This is a genomic window from Streptomyces sp. NPDC002690, from assembly GCF_053592415.1.
Genome location: NZ_JBSFVR010000158.1, coordinates 1 through 16,566, shown reverse-complemented (window position 1 = coordinate 16,566; position 16,566 = coordinate 1). Strand labels below are relative to the sequence as shown.

At 71.3% G+C, this 16,566-nt stretch carries 15 protein-coding genes; 9 read left to right on the top strand and 6 right to left on the bottom strand.

The genetic code is table 11. The features are described from left to right. The first annotated feature begins 142 nt into the window (after nucleotides 1-142). The gene (locus ACWD3D_RS20280; RefSeq protein WP_451462225.1) at nucleotides 143-703 is read left to right on the top strand and encodes a mycothiol transferase; all 561 of its coding nucleotides are present in this window, start codon (nucleotides 143-145) and stop codon (nucleotides 701-703) included. A 114-nt stretch (nucleotides 704-817) separates the two neighbouring features. Here ACWD3D_RS20280 and ACWD3D_RS20275 read toward each other — a convergent pair whose 3' ends face one another. Next, nucleotides 818-1,354 (bottom strand): AAA family ATPase, encoded by a 537-nt coding sequence (locus tag ACWD3D_RS20275; protein WP_451462224.1) that lies wholly within the window; start codon nucleotides 1,352-1,354, stop codon nucleotides 818-820. A gap of 126 nt (nucleotides 1,355-1,480) precedes the next feature. Between ACWD3D_RS20275 and ACWD3D_RS20270 the strand changes: the two genes are divergently transcribed. Beyond that, entirely contained in the window at nucleotides 1,481-1,966 is a 486-nt protein-coding gene (locus ACWD3D_RS20270) for an N-acetyltransferase family protein (RefSeq protein ID WP_451462223.1), read from the top strand. A 17-nt stretch (nucleotides 1,967-1,983) separates the two neighbouring features. Here ACWD3D_RS20270 and ACWD3D_RS20265 read toward each other — a convergent pair whose 3' ends face one another. Further along, nucleotides 1,984-2,667, bottom strand: a complete 684-nt coding sequence (locus ACWD3D_RS20265; RefSeq protein ID WP_451462222.1) for a 2-phosphosulfolactate phosphatase — start codon at nucleotides 2,665-2,667, stop codon at nucleotides 1,984-1,986. A 378-nt stretch (nucleotides 2,668-3,045) separates the two neighbouring features. Between ACWD3D_RS20265 and ACWD3D_RS20260 the strand changes: the two genes are divergently transcribed. After that, the gene (locus tag ACWD3D_RS20260) at nucleotides 3,046-3,777 is read left to right on the top strand and encodes a DsbA family oxidoreductase (RefSeq protein WP_451462221.1); all 732 of its coding nucleotides are present in this window, start codon (nucleotides 3,046-3,048) and stop codon (nucleotides 3,775-3,777) included. Nucleotides 3,778-4,085: 308 nt separating this feature from the next. Further along, nucleotides 4,086-5,180: an aminotransferase class V-fold PLP-dependent enzyme gene (locus ACWD3D_RS20255; RefSeq protein ID WP_451462220.1), complete on the top strand. Its 1,095-nt coding sequence runs from the start codon at nucleotides 4,086-4,088 to the stop codon at nucleotides 5,178-5,180. Nucleotides 5,181-5,208: 28 nt separating this feature from the next. Here ACWD3D_RS20255 and ACWD3D_RS20250 read toward each other — a convergent pair whose 3' ends face one another. The 4 genes from ACWD3D_RS20250 to ACWD3D_RS20235 form a co-directional block, all read right to left on the bottom strand. Next, entirely contained in the window at nucleotides 5,209-6,261 is a 1,053-nt protein-coding gene (locus ACWD3D_RS20250; RefSeq protein WP_451462219.1) for a LacI family DNA-binding transcriptional regulator, read from the bottom strand. A 68-nt stretch (nucleotides 6,262-6,329) separates the two neighbouring features. Beyond that, the gene (locus ACWD3D_RS20245) at nucleotides 6,330-7,241 is read right to left on the bottom strand and encodes a carbohydrate ABC transporter permease (protein WP_451462218.1); all 912 of its coding nucleotides are present in this window, start codon (nucleotides 7,239-7,241) and stop codon (nucleotides 6,330-6,332) included. Then, entirely contained in the window at nucleotides 7,238-8,164 is a 927-nt protein-coding gene (locus tag ACWD3D_RS20240; RefSeq protein ID WP_451462217.1) for a carbohydrate ABC transporter permease, read from the bottom strand. Before ACWD3D_RS20240 ends, ACWD3D_RS20245 begins: the two co-directional genes overlap by 4 nt. Then, nucleotides 8,161-9,480 (bottom strand): extracellular solute-binding protein, encoded by a 1,320-nt coding sequence (locus tag ACWD3D_RS20235; protein WP_451462216.1) that lies wholly within the window; start codon nucleotides 9,478-9,480, stop codon nucleotides 8,161-8,163. The genes ACWD3D_RS20240 and ACWD3D_RS20235 overlap by 4 nt, the downstream gene beginning before the upstream one ends. Before the next feature lie 307 nt (nucleotides 9,481-9,787). On the opposite strand from ACWD3D_RS20235, the gene ACWD3D_RS20230 reads away from it, so the two are divergent. From ACWD3D_RS20230 to ACWD3D_RS20210, 5 genes are all read left to right on the top strand, one after another. Continuing rightward, complete coding sequence (locus ACWD3D_RS20230) at nucleotides 9,788-11,821, top strand: beta-galactosidase (RefSeq protein ID WP_451462215.1); 2,034 nt, start codon at nucleotides 9,788-9,790, stop codon at nucleotides 11,819-11,821. 263 nt (nucleotides 11,822-12,084) lie between these two features. Then, nucleotides 12,085-13,581, top strand: coding sequence for a glycoside hydrolase family 53 protein (locus ACWD3D_RS20225; RefSeq protein ID WP_451462226.1), 1,497 nt, complete (start codon nucleotides 12,085-12,087; stop codon nucleotides 13,579-13,581). A 186-nt stretch (nucleotides 13,582-13,767) separates the two neighbouring features. Further along, nucleotides 13,768-14,196: a GNAT family N-acetyltransferase gene (locus tag ACWD3D_RS20220; RefSeq protein WP_451462214.1), complete on the top strand. Its 429-nt coding sequence runs from the start codon at nucleotides 13,768-13,770 to the stop codon at nucleotides 14,194-14,196. Nucleotides 14,197-14,287: 91 nt separating this feature from the next. Further along, nucleotides 14,288-14,830, top strand: coding sequence for an SRPBCC family protein (locus ACWD3D_RS20215; RefSeq protein ID WP_451462213.1), 543 nt, complete (start codon nucleotides 14,288-14,290; stop codon nucleotides 14,828-14,830). A 92-nt stretch (nucleotides 14,831-14,922) separates the two neighbouring features. After that, entirely contained in the window at nucleotides 14,923-16,491 is a 1,569-nt protein-coding gene (locus ACWD3D_RS20210; RefSeq protein ID WP_451462212.1) for a class I adenylate-forming enzyme family protein, read from the top strand. Nucleotides 16,492-16,566 lie beyond the last annotated feature (75 nt).

Sequence of the window (16,566 nt, the reverse complement as noted above, 5' to 3'; positions counted from 1 at the left end):
CCCGCCGCCTCCGTCCGGCGGGCAGGGGCCGGTCCCGTATCGCCCGTAGGTGAACGGGCATCACTGAAGGGACAGTTGAGCGATCGGGGCGCCGTGCGAAAAGCGATGGCCGGTCCGTCCCGGATGGGCGATCATGCGGCTCATGAGCGATCAGCCCGAACGATGGACCCAGGCCACCGTCTACCCCGACATGTGGGCCGATCCGGACGACGACCCCCGCGACAGCGGGGAGGGCGCCCCCGACGGTGAGCTGCCCACCCTCCAGGACTACCTGAAGGACTACCGTCTGACCCTCCTGATGAAGTGCGAGGGGCTCGGTCCCGAGCAGCTGGCCCGCCGCAGCGTCCCGCCGTCGACGATGTCCCTGCTCGGCCTGGTACGGCACCTCGCCGAGGTGGAGCGCGACTGGCGCAACTGGATCACCGACGGCGATCCGCTGCCCAAGCTGTACGGCGTGCGGGACGGCGACTTCGACGGAGCCATCGCCGAACAGGCCTTCGTCGACGGCGCGTTCGCAGACCTCGCCCGCGAACAGGCCGCCACCGATGCCGCATTGGCCGCCCACGCCGATCTCGGGGAGCGCCTCGGCGAGGACGGCATCGCGGTCCGGGAGCTGCTGGTGCACCGCATCGAGGAGTACGCCCGCCACTGCGGCCACGCCGATCTGCTGCGCGAATGCGTCGACGGGCGGGTGGGGCAGTGATCCCGGGCGGCATCCGGTCCGCCGGTACCCGGTCCGCCGGTACCCGCGTCGGTGGCCGATCCGCCGGTACCCGCGTCGGTGGCCGCGGCTCGGAGCCGTAAGACCTCTTCCGGCTCAGCGGTCCACGGCCGGGAGCCGGTCCAGACCCGTCTCCCGCAGCACCCGGTCCACCGTGTCCGCGAGGGCGCTCGACGCGCCGACGACGGTCTCCGTACTCCCTGGCAGCAGATCGAGCGGGCGGTACCAGGAGCGCAGGTCGTCCGCCCCCACCACCTCGGCGATCGGCTTGGTGGCGTGCCGCCGCAGCGTCTCCTCGAACGGAACGTCCAGGTAGTAGCCGTGCGTCGGGCCGCGGTGGTCCGCACGCAACCGGGCCAGCATGTCGCCGTAGTGGTCGGCGTACAGGATGCCTTCCAGCACGACGTGGAACCCGGCGTCGAGGGCGTACCGGACCACCGCGTCGATCAGCCCGATGTTCGCGGCCCCCGGCCGGTCGCGCTCCCGCAGCACGGTCCGCCGCAGGTTGTCCTGACCCACCAGAGCCACTCCCCGGCCGAACCGCTCCCGCACCCCGGCGGCGACGGCCGACTTCCCGGAGGCGGAATTCCCGCGCAGCACGACGAGACGGGTCTGGGCGGTGCCGGTTCTCATCCACGGGACTGTACGTGCGGCGCTCTCCCGGCACAGGGTGGTACGGAGCGGCCCCGCGCGCCCATGGCCCACGCCGGTACGCGCCCGCGCGGAACCGCCCCCGCGCGCCCCCGCGTCCCCTCCGGCATGTCCCTCCTCATCCGCACCGCCAACCCCGCCGACCTCGACGCGATCGTCCGCCTGCACACCGAGGCCCGCGCCACCTACTACCGCGGGCACCTCGCGCCCGACGCGTACGCGGGCCCCGAGGAGGTCGGCCGGTCCGCCGCGGGCTGGGCGCGCGCCGTGGACGCCGAACACGCCACGGTCCTCTGCGCGGAACGCGGCGGCGTCCTGGTGGGCGTCGCCTGCCACGCCGTACGCGACGGCGGCACCACCCTCACCCAGCTGCACGTGGACCCCTCGCAGTGGCGTACGGGCGTGGGCACCGCCCTCCACACCGCGTGCACCGACGCCTGGCGACGGACCGGTGTCCGCACCGCGCGTCTGGAGGTGTTCGCCCCCAACACCCGCGCCCAGGCCTTCTACGCCCACCACGGCTGGACCGCCGACCCGGACACCCGGCGCGAGGGCAGCCACCTGGTGCTGCGGCTCGTTCTCGGCGACGGCTGAAACCACCGCCCCCGGGCTCAGATCCCAGGCACCGCGTGCGGGCGCAGGACCATGAGCGAGTCCTCCTGGGCGGCCACCATGGCGAAGGGGAAACGGTCGAGTTCGAGGCAGAGAGCGACGTCATCGGGGTGGACTCCCTCGCGCACCCCTTCCCTCAGCTCGGTGGCGGCGAGGGACTCCTCCCCCCGACGGAGAAACGCGTCGGCGTCCCTCCCTGCCCCATTGGCCCGCCCCGCTATGTACTGCGCGCACGCGAGATCCTCGTCGGCCTTTCCGCCCTCGCCGGTGACGACGAACGTGACGCTGCCGGTCCCGCTGGTCCGCAGGGTCTCGGCCGTCGCCTCCGCCACCACGAAGCCGGCGCACAGCACCAGCGGAGCGTCCTTCACCGCCAGGGCGCCGACCGTACCCGCCGTGGTCTTCTGCACCACGGTCCGCCCGCCGAGGTCCACGGAGCGCAGCAGGCCCGGCGAGTTGACGGCGTCGAACCCGGGTGCGGGCGGGCCGTCCTTCAGCGTCAACCAGTCCGGGTTCCGTGCCTTGAGCACCAGGGACTCTTCCAGCGACCCGGAGAGCACGATCTTCTCGGCTCCCCGGGCGAAGGCCCACGCGGCCACCGTGAAAGCGCGCATCACGTCGACCACGACCGCTACGGGCGGGGTGTCCGTCAGATCGTCGATTCCGAGAAAGGAGGCGTCCATGCCGCTCATGATCGCGCGTCCCGGAGCGTGGGCAGGAGGAGAGGGTGCGCATCACGAGGGCGGGGGAAACGTCCGTGGACCAGCCTGAACGTCCCTCGGTGCTCTTCGGTGCGTCGGCGCCCCGTCGCCCCGCAGGGCGCGGAGGGGTGAGTCCCGCCGTCGACGTTCCGGCGGGCCACACCCGACTGCGGGCCCTGTCCATGGAGCGCGCTACCTGTGTCGATGTCCACGGCGGCCCCCACCCGGGAATCCGCACCGCCGGTCCCGCGTTGTTCCCCCTGGTGCGGAGGGCTCTCCGCGCGCGTCACCGAGCCCGTCCAGGGAAGAGCTCCCGCCATGGGAGAGCTACCTCACGGGAAGAGCTGGAGAGAAGAGAGAATGCGCGTCGAGATCTGGAGCGACATCGCCTGCCCCTGGTGCTACATCGGGAAGGCCCGCTTCGAGAAGGGCCTGGCGGGCTTCGCCCACCGTGACCAGGTCGAGGTGGTGCACCGCTCCTTCGAGCTGGACCCGGGGCGCGCCAAGGACGACATCGCGCTGGTCACCGACATGCTCGCGCAGAAGTACGGCCGCTCCCGCGAGGAGGTCCTCGCGATGGAGGGCACCGTCGCCGCGAACGCGCAGGCCGAGGGGCTCGGGTACCGCAGCGAGGGCCGCGACCACGGCAGCACCTTCGACATCCACCGGCTGCTCCACCTCGCCAAGGCGCGCGGGCTCCAGGACGAGCTGCTGACCCTCGCCTACCGGGCCAACTTCGCCGAGGAGCGCTCGGTCTACGACGACGCGGTGCTGGTCGACATCGCCGTCGAGGCCGGTCTCGACGAGGCCGAGGCCCGCGCGGTGCTCGCCGACCCGACCGCGTACGCCGACGACGTACGCGCCGACGAGCGCGAGGCGTCCGAACTCGGCGCCAACGCCGTCCCGTTCTTCGTCCTCGACCGGCGGTACGGCATCTCCGGCGGCCAGCCCACCGAGGTGTTCGCGCAGGCGCTGGAGCAGGCGTGGAAGGACCGCGAGGTCACCGCCCTCACCCCGCTCGGCGACGACGCGGCGGCCTGCGACGCCGACGGTGCCTGCGAGGTCCCGCAGCCGGGTGGCGCCTCCGCCTGACGACCGCGCACGGCACTGTTGCGGTGGGGAAGGGGCCCAGGCGGGGGCACGGCCCCGTCCCCACCGCGGCGTGCGGGTCGTGTCGGGTGGCTGACGACGTGCGTTCCGCTGCTCAGTTCTGCTGATCCAACGCGTCGGCGATGGCGTGGAGGCCATCGGCCAGCTCTCGGGCGGAGGAGGCGGACGCTCTCCGCCGGCCACGGACCGCTCTGGCGGCCGGAACACGCGGGTTGTCGTGCTGGGTCGCCCCGGTGATTCGCCCTCCGTCTCGTTGACGGCCGGGAGGAAGGAGGCTCAGGCTGGAGCGTATGGAGACCACCCCGTTGAACCGGACGACCGGGCCGGGCGAGACAACTTCGCCGGCGCGCGCCGCAGCCGACGAGTTCGCGCCCACCACCACCTACCTCAACACCGCCTTCGCGGGCCTGCTGCCCCGCCGCACCGTCGCCGCCATCACCGACCTGGCCCGGGCCAACGCCGAGGGCGGACCCGTGGGGACCGGGGACTTCGAGGTGGTGGACGCCGCGCGGGCCCGGTTCGCCCGGCTGGCCGGAGTCGGATCCGACCGGGTCGCCGTCGGGACCTCGGTCGCGGTGCACGTCGGGCTGATCGCGGCCTCGCTGCCCGCGTACGCCGAAGTGCTCTGTCCGGAGGGCGAGTTCAGTTCGGTGGTCGCCCCCTTCGCGCACCGGAGGGACCTGCGGGTGTCGTACGCCCCGCTCGCGGAGCTGGCCGGGGCGGTGCGGCCCACCACCGCGCTGGTCGCCCTCTCCGCCGTGCAGTCCTCCGACGGCCGGGTCGCCGATCTCGCCGCCGTACGGGCCGCCGCCACCGCGCACGGGGCCCGGGTGCTGCTCGACACGACGCAGTCGGCGGGCTGGCTGGCCGTCGACGCCGGGGAGTTCGACTACACCGTGACCGGCGGGTTCAAGTTCCTGCTCTGCCCGCGTGGCACCTCGTTCCTCACGGTGACCGAACAGGCGCAGGAGTCGTTGAAGCCGATCTACGTGGGATGGGTCGCGGCCGAGGACACGGAGAACAGCACCTACGGCCCGATCGACCGACTCGCGCTCTCCGCGCGGCGGTTCGACTCGGCGCCGGCCTTCCTCTCCTACTACGGTGCGGAACGCTCCCTCGCCCTGCTGGCGGAGGTCGGAACGGACGCCCTGTACGCGCACGCCACCGGCCTCGCCGCCCGCTTCCGCGCGGGGCTGGCGCGCCTGGGGCACCCCACCGTGCCGGGCGAGTCGGCGATCGTCGCCGCCCCCGGACTGGGCAAGCGGCAGGCGGAGTTGAGCCGGGCCGGTGTCAGCGTCTCCGACCGCGCGGGCAATCTGCGGGCCGCCTTCCACCTCTACAACACCGAGGCCGACGTGGACCGGGCGCTCGACGTGCTCGACTGACGGCGAGCACTTGCCGGGGCGCCGCCCCCTACGCCGACTCCCGCCGCACCAGTTCGGTGGGGAGGATCACCGCCGCCGGGTCCTCACCGCCGATCTGGGCCAGCAGCACCCGTACCATCTCGGCGCTGATGCGGTCCCAGGGCTGCCGGATGGTGGTCAGCGCCGGGCGGGAGTCCAGCGCGGCCGGGGAGTCGTCGAAACCGCCCACCGCGATGTTCTCGGGCACCCGCCGCCCGGCCCGTTCCAGCGAGGTCAGCACGCCCTGCGCCATCAGGTCGGAGGCGACGAAGACCGCGTCGAGGTCAGGGGCGCGCTCCAGCAGCAGCGTCGCCGCCGCCTCTCCGCCGGCCCGGCTGTAGTCGCCCGGGACGACCAGGTTCTCGTCCACCGGCAGCCCGCACTCGGCCAGCATCTCGCGGTACCCGGCCAGCCGCTCCACGCCGCCCGGGGTGTCGAGCGGACCGCTGACCGTACCGATCCGGCGGCGCCCCGACTCGTACAGGTACCGCACCATGTCGCGGGCGCCGTCCCGGTCGTCGGCGGCCACATAGCTGACCTTCGAGCCCTGCCCGAGCGGCTTTCCGCAGGTCACCACGGGCACCCCGGCCTCGTGGAGCTGGGCGACCACCGGGTCGCCGGAGTGGCTGGAGACCAGCAGGACGCCGTCCACGTGGCCGGCGATGTAGCGCATGTTCCGGCGTCGCTCGGCCTCCGTACCCGCGATCATCAGCAGCAGCGGGACGTCGTGCGCGGCCAGCGCACTCGTGCAACCCCGCAGCAGCACATTGAAGTTGGGGTCCTCGAAGAAGCGTTCCTGGGGTTCCGTCAGCAGGAACGCCACCGAGTCGGAGCGGCCGGTGATCAGTGACCGGGCATGCCGGTTGACCGTGTAACCGGTCTTGCGGATGGCCGAGTTGACCGCTTCGAGGGCGGACGGGCTGACGTTGTGGCCGCCGTTCAGCACCCGGGAGACGGTCCCGCGCGACACCCCCGCCTCGCGGGCCACGTCGTGGATCGTCGGCGGCCGGCGGCGTCCCCTTCCGGGCTGCCCGGAGAGCGGGGGAGGTTCAGTGCGGCTCATGGTGCGTGTTCTTTCGTTTTCGGGGCCCCGGGCGAAGGGGCGGGTCCGGCGGGCCCCGGAGGGCATGGTCAGGACTTTACGGCGCCGGAGAGGAGGTCGAGACTCCAGAACCGCTGGACGACCAGGAAGAGCGCGATCAGCGGGACGATCGCCAGCAGCGCACCGGTGATCACCAGCGTATAGAGCGCCGGAGTGTTCGCGCCCTGCTGGAGCAGCGTGAAGAGCCCGAGGGTGACCGGGAACTTCTCGTCGTCGCTGAGCATGATGTACGGGAGCAGGAAGTTGTTCCAGATCGCGACGAACTGGAACAGGAACACCGTCACCAGGCCCGGCATCATCATCGGCAGCGCGATCGTGCGGAAGATCCGCCACTCGCCCCCGCCGTCCATCCGGCCCGCCTCGATCGTCTCCGGCGGCACGGCTGCCGTCGCGTAGATCCGGGCGAGGTAGACGCCGTACGGAGAGAGGATCACGGGCAGCAGCACCGAGAAGTACGAGTCCGTGAGGTCGGCCTTCGCCATCAGCAGGTACTGCGGGACCGCCAGGATCACCGGCGGCATCAGCACCCCCGCCAGCAGGATGTTGAAGATCGTCTCCCGGCCCCGGAAGCGGTACACCGCCAGGGCGTACCCGGAGACGGCCGACACCGACGTCGAGAGCAGGGCGCCCACCCCGGCGTACAGGGCCGAGTTGCCCATCCACTTCCAGTAGACGCCGTCGCGGTACGAAGAGAGGTCGGCGACGTTGTCCGTGAATCCGGAGCCGGGCAGGAAGGTGAAGGTGGAGAAGAGCTCGCTGCCGGACTTGGTCGACGCCACGACCACCCAGAGCACCGGCAGGAGGCAGTAGACGGCGCCCAGCAGCAGCGCCGCGGTGGGGATCGCGGCGAAGCGCCGCGGGCCACGGCCGGCCCGGGAGGCCCGGGAGGCCCGGGAGGCCCGGGACGTCGGGGCGGAGGCCGGGAGGGTCTGCGTGCTCATCGTGCATCACCCTGCTTGCTACGGGAGTTGGCCATCCTGAGGAAGCCGAAGGACAGGGCGAGGGTGGCGACGGCGATGATGACCGCCTGGGCCGCCGCCGCGTAGATGTCGTTGTTGACGAAGGCGTCCTGATAGACCTTCATCAGTGGACTCCAGGTGGTGGAGAGGGAGTTGGTGAGCGGCTTGAGCGTGGTGGGCTCGCTGAACACCTGGAGCGTGGCGATGATCGAGAAGAAGAACGTCAGCACCAGCGAGGGCGCCACCATCGGGATCTTGATCCGCAGGGCGGTCTGCCACTGCGAGCAGCCGTCCAGCCGGGCCGCCTCGAAGACCTCGGCGGGGATCGCCCGGAGGGAGGTGTAGATGACGATCATGTTGAAGCCGGTGCCGCCCCAGACCGCGATGTTGGCGAGGGCGCCGTAGAGCGGCCCGCCGTCCATCAGGTCCGGCTGAGGCAGCCCGAGCCGGTCCAGCACCCAGAAGAACGGGCTGACGTCGGGCAGGTAGAGGAAACCCCACATCAGGGCGGCCACCACACCCGGGATGGCGTACGGCAGGAAGATCGCCAGCCGGGTGAAGCCGCGCAGCCGGACCCGCTCGGTGTCCAGCAGCAGCGCGAACAGCAGCGCGAGGCCCAGCATCACGGGCACCACGATCAGGCCGTAGCCCAGGATGCGCAGCGCGCCGTGCAGCAGCTCGGAGTCGGAGAGGGCGTCGGTGTAGTTGGCGACGCCGGCCCAGACCTCGTCGCGGGCGCCCTTGCCGAGGCCGAGTCCCTTGACCTCGGTCCTGCGGAAGCTGAGATAGAGCGCGTAGCCGATGGGCAGGGCGAAGAAGAGCAGGAAGAGCAGGGAGGCGGGGACCAGGAAGCCGTACGGGGCGCTCTTGACCCTGTACGACCCCCTGCGGCGTGCGCGTGTCACTCGGAGACTCCGAAGCCCTGCTTCTTCAGGTCGGCGACCGTGGCGTCCTGCATCGCGGTCAGCGCCGCGCCGAAGTCGGACTTGTCCTTGGCGGCCTTGGCGAACTCGTCCTTGAAGGCGGTGTACGCGACGTTGACGTTGGGGCCCCAGGCCGCGGGTGCGGTGCCCTTCGCGATCTCCGCCGCCGTGGTGTAGAAGTCCGGCTGGTTGGAGAAGTACGCCGGGGCCTCGGAGAGCGCGCCCCCGGTCTGCGCGGCGGTCGCGGCGGGGTAGATGCCGGACTCCTTCACCAGCGCGGCGAGCGCGGCGGGGTCGGTGTTCAGCCACTTCGCGAACTTCGCCGCCGCGCCCTTGTTCTTCGAGTCGTTGGTGACGGCGGTGGAGGAACCGCCCCAGCTGCCGGTGACGTTCTCGCCCGCCGTCCACTGGGGGAGCGGGGCCATGGCCCACTTGCCCGCCGTGTCGGGCGCCGCCGTGGTCAGGGTGCCGGGGGCCCAGACCGCGCTGACCCAGGCGATCTGCTTTCCGGTGTCGAGCGCCTTGTTCCAGGCCGGGGTGTACATCGGCTGGTTGTCGATCGCCCCCTCCTTCACCAGGCCGCCCCAGAAGTCGGCGACCTTCTGCGTGGCCGGGTCGTCGATGGCGACCTTCCAGGACTCGTCGGAGGTCGTCCACCACTTCGCGCCGGCCTGCTGGGCGAGGCCCGCGAAGAGTCCGGAGTCGTTCGAAGAGAACGTCGTCAGGTCGGTGTCCGGCGACTTCTTCTTCAGCGCGCGGGCCGTCTCGGCGAACTCGTCCCAGGTGGTCGGGACCGTCAGCCCGTACTTCTTGAACAGGTCCTCGCGGTAGTAGAACATCAGCGGGCCGGAGTCCTGCGGCAGCGCGTACAGGGCGTCCGTCCCCAGCGTCGCCTGCTGCCATATCCCGTCCGCGAACGCGCTCTCGGCGTCGCCCGCCTCCTTCGATATGTCCGCGAGGACGTCGTTGGAGACCAGCGTGGGCAGTGCCTGGTACTCCGCCTGCACCAGGTCGGGGGCCTTGTGCGCCTTGGCCGCGGTGATGATCTTGGTGACCAGGTCGTCGCCCGACGCCTGCTTCTTCACCGTGACCGTGATGCCTTCCTTCTTGCCCTCGCCCTTGTTCCAGATGTCCGCGACCTTGTCGAGGCCGGGCGCCCAGGACCAGTACGTGAGCTGGGCGGGACCCGCGGCGGCGGGCGCGTCCCCCTTTCCGTCGTCCGACGAGCCGCAGCCGGAGAGGAGGGCGGAGGCGGCGAGGACGACGGCCGTGGACAACGCGACGTTGCGGTGCTTCATGGATTTCCCCTGACGAGAACCGAGGGTGCAGCGCGGGAACTGCGCTGTGAGCGTTCACAGTAGAGAAACGGAACCGACACTTGTCAATGGTTGTAACTGTGCGGTTATCTTGGCTCCACACCGCAGACCGGTGGTGTGCACGTTCCCAGAGTCGTGCACAGAAGGGTCCCGAGAGGCGTCGTCGCAGGGTGGCTGCCCACGGGAGGCCCGTCCGGTCGAGGTGTATCCGTACCGCCCGGTGACGGGCCGTCGCCGTGCCCCGGCGACGGGCGACCGTCGTCACCGCCGAGAACGCCAGGAGACCCCCATGCCCCACACCGCTCCCCGAGGTCTGGACCGGCTCGCCTTCGGCGGCGACTACAACCCGGAGCAGTGGCCCGAGGAGATCTGGCCCGAGGACGTGCGGCTCATGCGCGAGGCCGGCGTGACCATGGTCAGCATCGGGATCTTCTCCTGGGCGCTGCTCGAACCCGAACCCGGCGTCCACGACTTCGGCTGGCTCGACCGCGTGATCGACCTGCTCCACGAGGGCGGCATCCGCGTCGACCTCGGCACCCCGACCGTCGTCCCGCCGGCCTGGTTCTACCGCGCCCACCCCGAGGCGCTCCCGGTGAACCGCGACGGGGTCAGGTACGCCTTCGGCTCACGCGGCGCCATCTGCCACAGCAACCCCGACTACCGCGCCGCCGCCGCCCGCATCACCGAGGAGCTCGGCCGTCGCTACGCCGGCCACCCCGCCCTCGCCCTCTGGCACGTCCACAACGAGTACGGCGTACCCGTCTCCGCCTGCTACTGCGACAACTGCGCCGCCCACTTCCGGCGTTGGCTCACCGCCCGCCACGGCTCGGTGGAAGCCGTGAACAAGGCTTGGGGCACCGCGTTCTGGGGCCAGCGCTACCGCACCCTCGACGAGATCGACCCGCCGCGCACCACCCCCACCGTCGGCAACCCCTCCCAGCAGCTGGACTACCGCCGCTTCGCCGACGCCACCCTGCGGGAGAACTTCACCGCCGAACGCGACATCCTGCACCGGCTCGCCCCGGGCATCCCCGTCACCACCAACTTCATGACCGCGCTCAGCCAGTGCGACTCCATCGACTACTGGGCCTGGGGCCGCGAGGTCGACCTCGTCACCAACGACCACTACCTGATCACCGACGGCCGCCGCACCCATGTCAACCTCGCCATGGCCGCCGACCTCACCCGATCCGTCGCGGGCGGCGCCCCCTGGCTGCTCCTCGAACACTCCACCAGCGGCGTCAACTGGCAGCCCCGCAACCCCGCGAAGCGCCCCGGCGAGATGGCCCGCAACAGCCTCGCGCACGTGGCCCGCGGGTCGGACGGCGCGATGTTCTTCCAGTGGCGGCAGTCCCGCGGCGGCGCCGAGAAGTTCCACTCCGCGATGCTTCCGCACGGCGGCACCGACACCCGGATCTGGCGCGAGGTCAGCCGCCTCGGCGCGGACCTCGGTCTCCTCGACGAGATCCGGGGCACCCGCACGGTCGCCGACGCCGCGATGGTCTGGGACTGGCAGTCCTGGTGGGCCCAGTCCCTGGAGTGGCGCCCGAGCCAGGACCACGACGCCCGCGAGCGCGCCGACGCGTACTACCTCTCGCTCTACGACCGCCACCTCACCGTGGACTTCGCCCACCCCGAGGCCGACCTCTCGGCCTACCCGCTGGTCGTCGTACCCGCCCTCTACCTCGCCACCGAGCAGGCGGGCGAGAACCTGCGGCGATACGTCGAAGGCGGCGGCACCCTCGTCGTCTCGTACTTCTCCGGCATCGTGGACGCCGACGACAACGTCCACCCCGGCGACTACCCCGGTGTACTGCGGGACGTCCTCGGGCTGACCGTCGAGGAGTTCTCCCCGCTCGGCGAGGGGGACACCGTCCGCCTCATCACTCCGGAAGGCGCTCCCGAGGGCCCCGCGCTCACCGGCGACCTCTGGTCGGACGTGGTCGTCCCGCGCGGCGCCGAGACGGTCTGGTCGTACACGGACGGAGTCGCCGCCGGACGCCCCGCCGTCACCCGCAACCGCCTCGGCGACGGCACCGCCTGGTACGTCTCCACCCGGCTCTCCGGCCCCGGCCTGGACACCGTCCTGGACCGCGCCTGCGCGGACGCCCGGATCGCCCCGCGCACCTCGCTCCCGCACGACGTGGAGGTGGTCCGCCGCACCGGGGAGAGGGGCAGCTACCTCTTCGTCATCAACCACACCGGGGGCGACACCAAGGTGCCGCTGGACACCCCCGGCACCGAACTCCTCACCGGCGAGCCCGCCGCCGGACACCTCGCCGTCCCGGCGGGCGCGGTCCGCGTCGTACGGCTCGACGCCTGAGGACGCACCACCAGCACCACGTGCCACCAGCACCATCCGCACCACGTGCCACCAGCACCATCCGCACCACGTACCACCGGCACCGCGTAACCCCCCGCACCATCCCCGTATCCCGCGCAACGGTCGAAGGGACATCGACGATGTACGGAAAGACGCTGCTCGCAAGAGCGCTGTACGGCACGAGAGCGCTACCGGGAACGGTCCGCCGCACCCCGCGCGGCGGACGCAGAGCCGCCGCCGCGCTGACCGCGCTCGGCGGGCTGATGCTCGCCGGGCTCCCCGCCCAGGCGGCCCACGCGGCGGCCACCGTCACCAACGCCGGCTTCGAATCGGGCGCCACCGGCTGGACCGCCTACTCCGCCGGCGGCCAGAGCGCCGCCTCCTTCACGGAGGCCGGCGGCCACGCGGGCTCCACCAGGCTCAGCCACTGGTCGGCCTCCGCCTACAAGGTGGAGACGTACCAGTACCTCTCCGGGCTGACCAACGGCACGTACACCCTCAGCGCCTGGGTCCGCTCCAGCGGCGGCCAGAACTCCGCCTACATCGCCCTGCGCAACTGCGGCTCCGCCGAACAGCGCACCGACCTGCCGCCCACCGCCAACGGTGCCTGGATACGCCTGGTGACCTCCGTCAAGGTCACCGGCGGCGCCTGCACGATCAGCCTCAACTCCGACGCGCACGCCGGGGAATGGGCCAACTTCGACGACATCGCCTTCACCTCCGGAACCACCGGCCTCAGCGTCAAGGGCGGCGACCTCTCCACCCTCCCGAAGAACGAGGCCCACGGCGCCGTCTACCGCAACGCGAGCGGCACCGCGGGTGACGCCCTGGCCCTGCTCAACTCCGCCGGCATGAACTACGTACGTCTCAAGGTGTGGGTGAACCCGGCGGACGGCTACAACGACAAGGCCCACGTCCTCGCCATGGCCAAGCGGGCCAAGGCCCTCGGCATGAAGATCCTCGTCGACTTCCACTACTCCGACGCCTGGGCCGACCCCGGCAAGCAGAACAAGCCCGCCGCCTGGGCCGGACACGGCTACACCCAGCTGAAGACCGACGTGTACAACCACACGTACGACGTGCTCAACGCCCTCAAGGCGCAGGGCACCACCGCCGACATGGTCCAGATCGGCAACGAGATCAACGCCGGAATGCTCTGGCCCGAGGGCTCCACGGACAACTGGTCCCAGCTGGCCGGACTCCTCACCTCCGGCGCCAACGCCGCCAAGGCCGTCTCCTCCTGCACCAAGGTCGCCCTGCACCTCGCCAAGGGCGGAGACAACGCGGGCACCCGCTGGTGGTTCGACAACGCCGTCGCCTACGGTGTGCCGTTCGACGTCATCGCCCTCTCGTACTACGGCTACTGGCACGGCGCGCTCTCCGACCTCCAGACCAACCTGGACGACGCGGCCTCCCGGTACGGCAAGCCGGTCCTGGTCGCCGAGACCGCGTACGCCCACACCCTGGCCGACAAGGACGGCCTGGAGAACAACATCGCCACCGCCGACCAACTCGTCACCGGCTACCCCGCCACCCCGGCCGGCCAGGCCGCCAACTTCCGCGACGTGCTGAACGTCGTCGAAGCGGTCCCGAACGGCCGGGGCCTGGGCGCCGTCTACTGGGAGCCCGGCTGGACCGCCGTCACCGGCAGCGGCTGGGACCCCGCCGACCCGTCCTCCGGCAACGCGTGGGAGAACCAGGCACTCTTCGACTACAACGAGAAGCTTCTCCCGGCGGCGAGCTGGTACGCGCACCGGTAGGAGCCGCTCCCGGGGTACGTACCGGGTGTGCCGGTCCCCGCCGTTCCTCCGTCCGCGGAGGGGCGGCGGGGGCCGGTTCCTTCCGTCACCGCGGGAGTCCTCTTTCCGTTCCAGCGGGAAGGGACGGCCGGGAATCACCGCCGCGCCGGGCCCGCGGTGCGTAGTGTCCTCGCCGTGGAACCGACCATGACCGACATAGTGCCGGGCGACTGGGCCATGACCGCCGACGTCGCCCCGCTGATCCGTGCCCTGAGGCCGGATCTGACACCCGCCGGCTTCGCGGAGTTCGCCGCCGAAGCCCACACGCAGGGGCTCGTCTTCACCGCCGCCTACGGAGGCGGCCGCTGTCTCGCGGTCGCCGCTCACCGGGTCCTGGCGACCAGTCGCGGGCGGATTCTCTTCGTCGACGACCTGGTCACCGCCCCCGGGGCGCGCTCGGGCGGCATCGGCGGCCTGCTGATGGCCGAACTGGAGGACCGGGCGCGCCGAGCCGGATGCGTCCGTATCGAGCTCGACTCGGGGGTCTCCAACCACGGTGCCCACCGCTTCTACCACGCGGCGCGCATGGCGATCGTCGCCCTCCACTTCGCCCGGGACCTCCCCGCCGGGCGGTGAGAGGCCTTTGCCCACGCCTGGTCCGTGCAACTTGACGTACCCGTGAGCCGCCCTTTGACCCGTGCCGCGACGGCTCTGCACCATTCCTGCCATGGGCGAAACCACCAATGAGAACCAGCCGCTTTTCCGCGCCGCAGCCGAGATCGAGATCTCGGCCACGCCGCAGGAGATCTATTCGGTGATCAGCGATCTCCCACGCAGTGGGGAGTGGAGTCCCGAATGCCAGGGCGGCGAGTGGATCACCGGCGAGCCGGCCACGGCGGGCGCGGTGTTCCGGGGGGAGAACCTCCGCGACCCGGGAGTCGTCGCCTGGGCGCCCGTCGTCCGGGGAGCCTGGACCACCTTCTCCGAGGTCGTCACCGCCGAGCCGGACAGCACCTTCCGCTGGGCGATGCGCGACAGCGCGGGCCGGAAGCAGGAGAGCGTCTGGGGCTTCGACATCAGGGAGGCCGACGGGGGCAGTGTGCTGGTCCACCACTTCCGGATGGACGCCGCCACCGAGGGCATCGTCGGGATCACCTCGGAGATGGACGAGACCCGGAAGGGCCGGTTCTTCGAGGAATGGGGCGACAAGATCGCCGGCGACCTCGCCGTCACCCTGGAGCGCATCAAGGTCGTCGTCGAAAAGCAGTGAGCCGCCGGGCCGGGTCCGGCACGGATGCGTGCCGGCCGAACCATCCATGTCAATGGCCGAAATCAGGTAGCTGCGGCTGAGAGGGCGGGCAGGTGCTTCTTCAACGTATCGGAAACCAGGGCATTCAACTCGGGAGGCTTTTCGAGCGGGCCGCCTCCCGCCACGGGGCGAACGTCCTCATCCTGGACCACGATCTCGACATAGCCCCGGAACTGGGCCGCCGGGCGACCATCGCCGAGGTGGCGGACCTGGTGGACGACATCGCCTCGCGGCTGTGGGCCGCGAAGGTGCGCCCCGGGGGGCGCGTGGTCGTCTACAAATCCGACGGCTTCGACATCACCCTGCTGGCCTGTGCGGCGACCCGTATCGGTGCCGTCCCCGTGCTGCTGTCGCCAAAACTGGACGGCGAGACCGCCGCCGAACTGGTACGCCGCACCGACCGGCCGTTCCTGATCACCGACCAGGACAAGCTGGAGAACGAGCTGCCCGCCGAGGTCTTCGACCTCGCCGAGCGGGTGGTGCTCACCTCCGGCAGTTACCGGGACGCCGTCGAACTGCGCTCGCTGGCCGGGGCGGAACGGGTCACCCCGGTCATCATGCCCGCGGACCATCCGACACTGATCACCCACACGTCGGGAACCACCGGCACTCCCAAGCTGGCCGTGCACACCGGTTTCAGCCTGGAGTCGCGCTACCGCCCCCAGGCCTCCGTCATCAGGCCGCTGGTCCCGGGCCGCGAGACCATCGCGATCCACGTCTCCTTCGTGCACTCCCGGCTCATCACCGCGCTCGCCATCGCGCTGTACCGCGGCTTTCCGCTGGTGGTCCTGCGGGGGTCGGACCCGAAGCTCATCGGGGACCTGTTCGCCCGGGTGAAGCCGGGCATCCTGGAAGCGCACCCCAACTCCTACATGGCGTGGGAGGAACTGGCGGACGACCCGCGAGGGCCGTTGTCCAACGTCAAGCTGTTCAGCAGCACCTTCGACGCGATCCACCCGCGCACCGTGCACCGCCTGCTCAGGGCCACCACGCGCCGATCGCCGTTCTTCGGCCAGCTCTACGGACAGAGCGAGGTGGGCCCGGCGGTGGTCCGCGGCTTCAGCCGGCGCCGCACGCCGGACGACGACGGCCGCTGCGTCGGCCTTCCCTTCCCCGGCATGACGGAAGTCAGGGTGGTCAGCCGCGACGGAAACCCGCCGTCCGAGCGGAACCCGGGCCACATCGAGGTCCGCAGTGACGGACGTGTCGTCACCTACCTCGGCGAGCAGGAGCGTTACGACGCCCAGGTGTCCAAGGACGGCTGGTGGCGGATGGGTGACGTCGGCTACCGCACCAAGTGGGGTTGCGTACACCTGCTGGACCGCGAGGTCGACCTCATCGAGGGGTTCGGCAGCACGCTCGCCGCCGAGGACACGCTCTTCGGGAAACTGGCGGAACTCACCGAGGTCATCATCGTCCCCGGCGCCGACGGCAGGGCGGTGCCCGTGGTGTGCACCAAGGACGACAGGCCGCTGGACCCGGTGGCCTGGAAACGGGCGGTGGCCACCCTGCCGCCGATGGGCGAACCGGTGCAGTGGAAACTGGACGATCTCCCGCAGACCGCGACCACCAAGATCAAGCGGCTGGAACTCGCCCGGCTGCTGGCCGCCGGGAACGGGTAAGTCCCTGGACGACGAACGGGCGGTGGGCCACCGGAACCCCCGGTGGCCCACCGCCCGTTCCCGTCGCTCCCGCCC

Coding starts and splice junctions, on each gene's coding strand:
- ACWD3D_RS20245 (WP_451462218.1), bottom strand. CDS start 7,241: ATGAGCACGCAGACCCTCCCGGCCTCCGCCCCGACGTCCCGGGCCTCC.
- ACWD3D_RS20230 (WP_451462215.1), top strand. CDS start 9,788: ATGCCCCACACCGCTCCCCGAGGTCTGGACCGGCTCGCCTTCGGCGGC.
- ACWD3D_RS20215 (WP_451462213.1), top strand. CDS start 14,288: ATGGGCGAAACCACCAATGAGAACCAGCCGCTTTTCCGCGCCGCAGCC.
- ACWD3D_RS20220 (WP_451462214.1), top strand. CDS start 13,768: ATGACCGACATAGTGCCGGGCGACTGGGCCATGACCGCCGACGTCGCC.
- ACWD3D_RS20265 (WP_451462222.1), bottom strand. CDS start 2,667: ATGGACGCCTCCTTTCTCGGAATCGACGATCTGACGGACACCCCGCCC.
- ACWD3D_RS20275 (WP_451462224.1), bottom strand. CDS start 1,354: ATGAGAACCGGCACCGCCCAGACCCGTCTCGTCGTGCTGCGCGGGAAT.
- ACWD3D_RS20260 (WP_451462221.1), top strand. CDS start 3,046: ATGCGCGTCGAGATCTGGAGCGACATCGCCTGCCCCTGGTGCTACATC.
- ACWD3D_RS20255 (WP_451462220.1), top strand. CDS start 4,086: ATGGAGACCACCCCGTTGAACCGGACGACCGGGCCGGGCGAGACAACT.
- ACWD3D_RS20225 (WP_451462226.1), top strand. CDS start 12,085: ATGCTCGCCGGGCTCCCCGCCCAGGCGGCCCACGCGGCGGCCACCGTC.
- ACWD3D_RS20280 (WP_451462225.1), top strand. CDS start 143: ATGAGCGATCAGCCCGAACGATGGACCCAGGCCACCGTCTACCCCGAC.
- ACWD3D_RS20270 (WP_451462223.1), top strand. CDS start 1,481: ATGTCCCTCCTCATCCGCACCGCCAACCCCGCCGACCTCGACGCGATC.
- ACWD3D_RS20235 (WP_451462216.1), bottom strand. CDS start 9,480: ATGAAGCACCGCAACGTCGCGTTGTCCACGGCCGTCGTCCTCGCCGCC.
- ACWD3D_RS20250 (WP_451462219.1), bottom strand. CDS start 6,261: ATGAGCCGCACTGAACCTCCCCCGCTCTCCGGGCAGCCCGGAAGGGGA.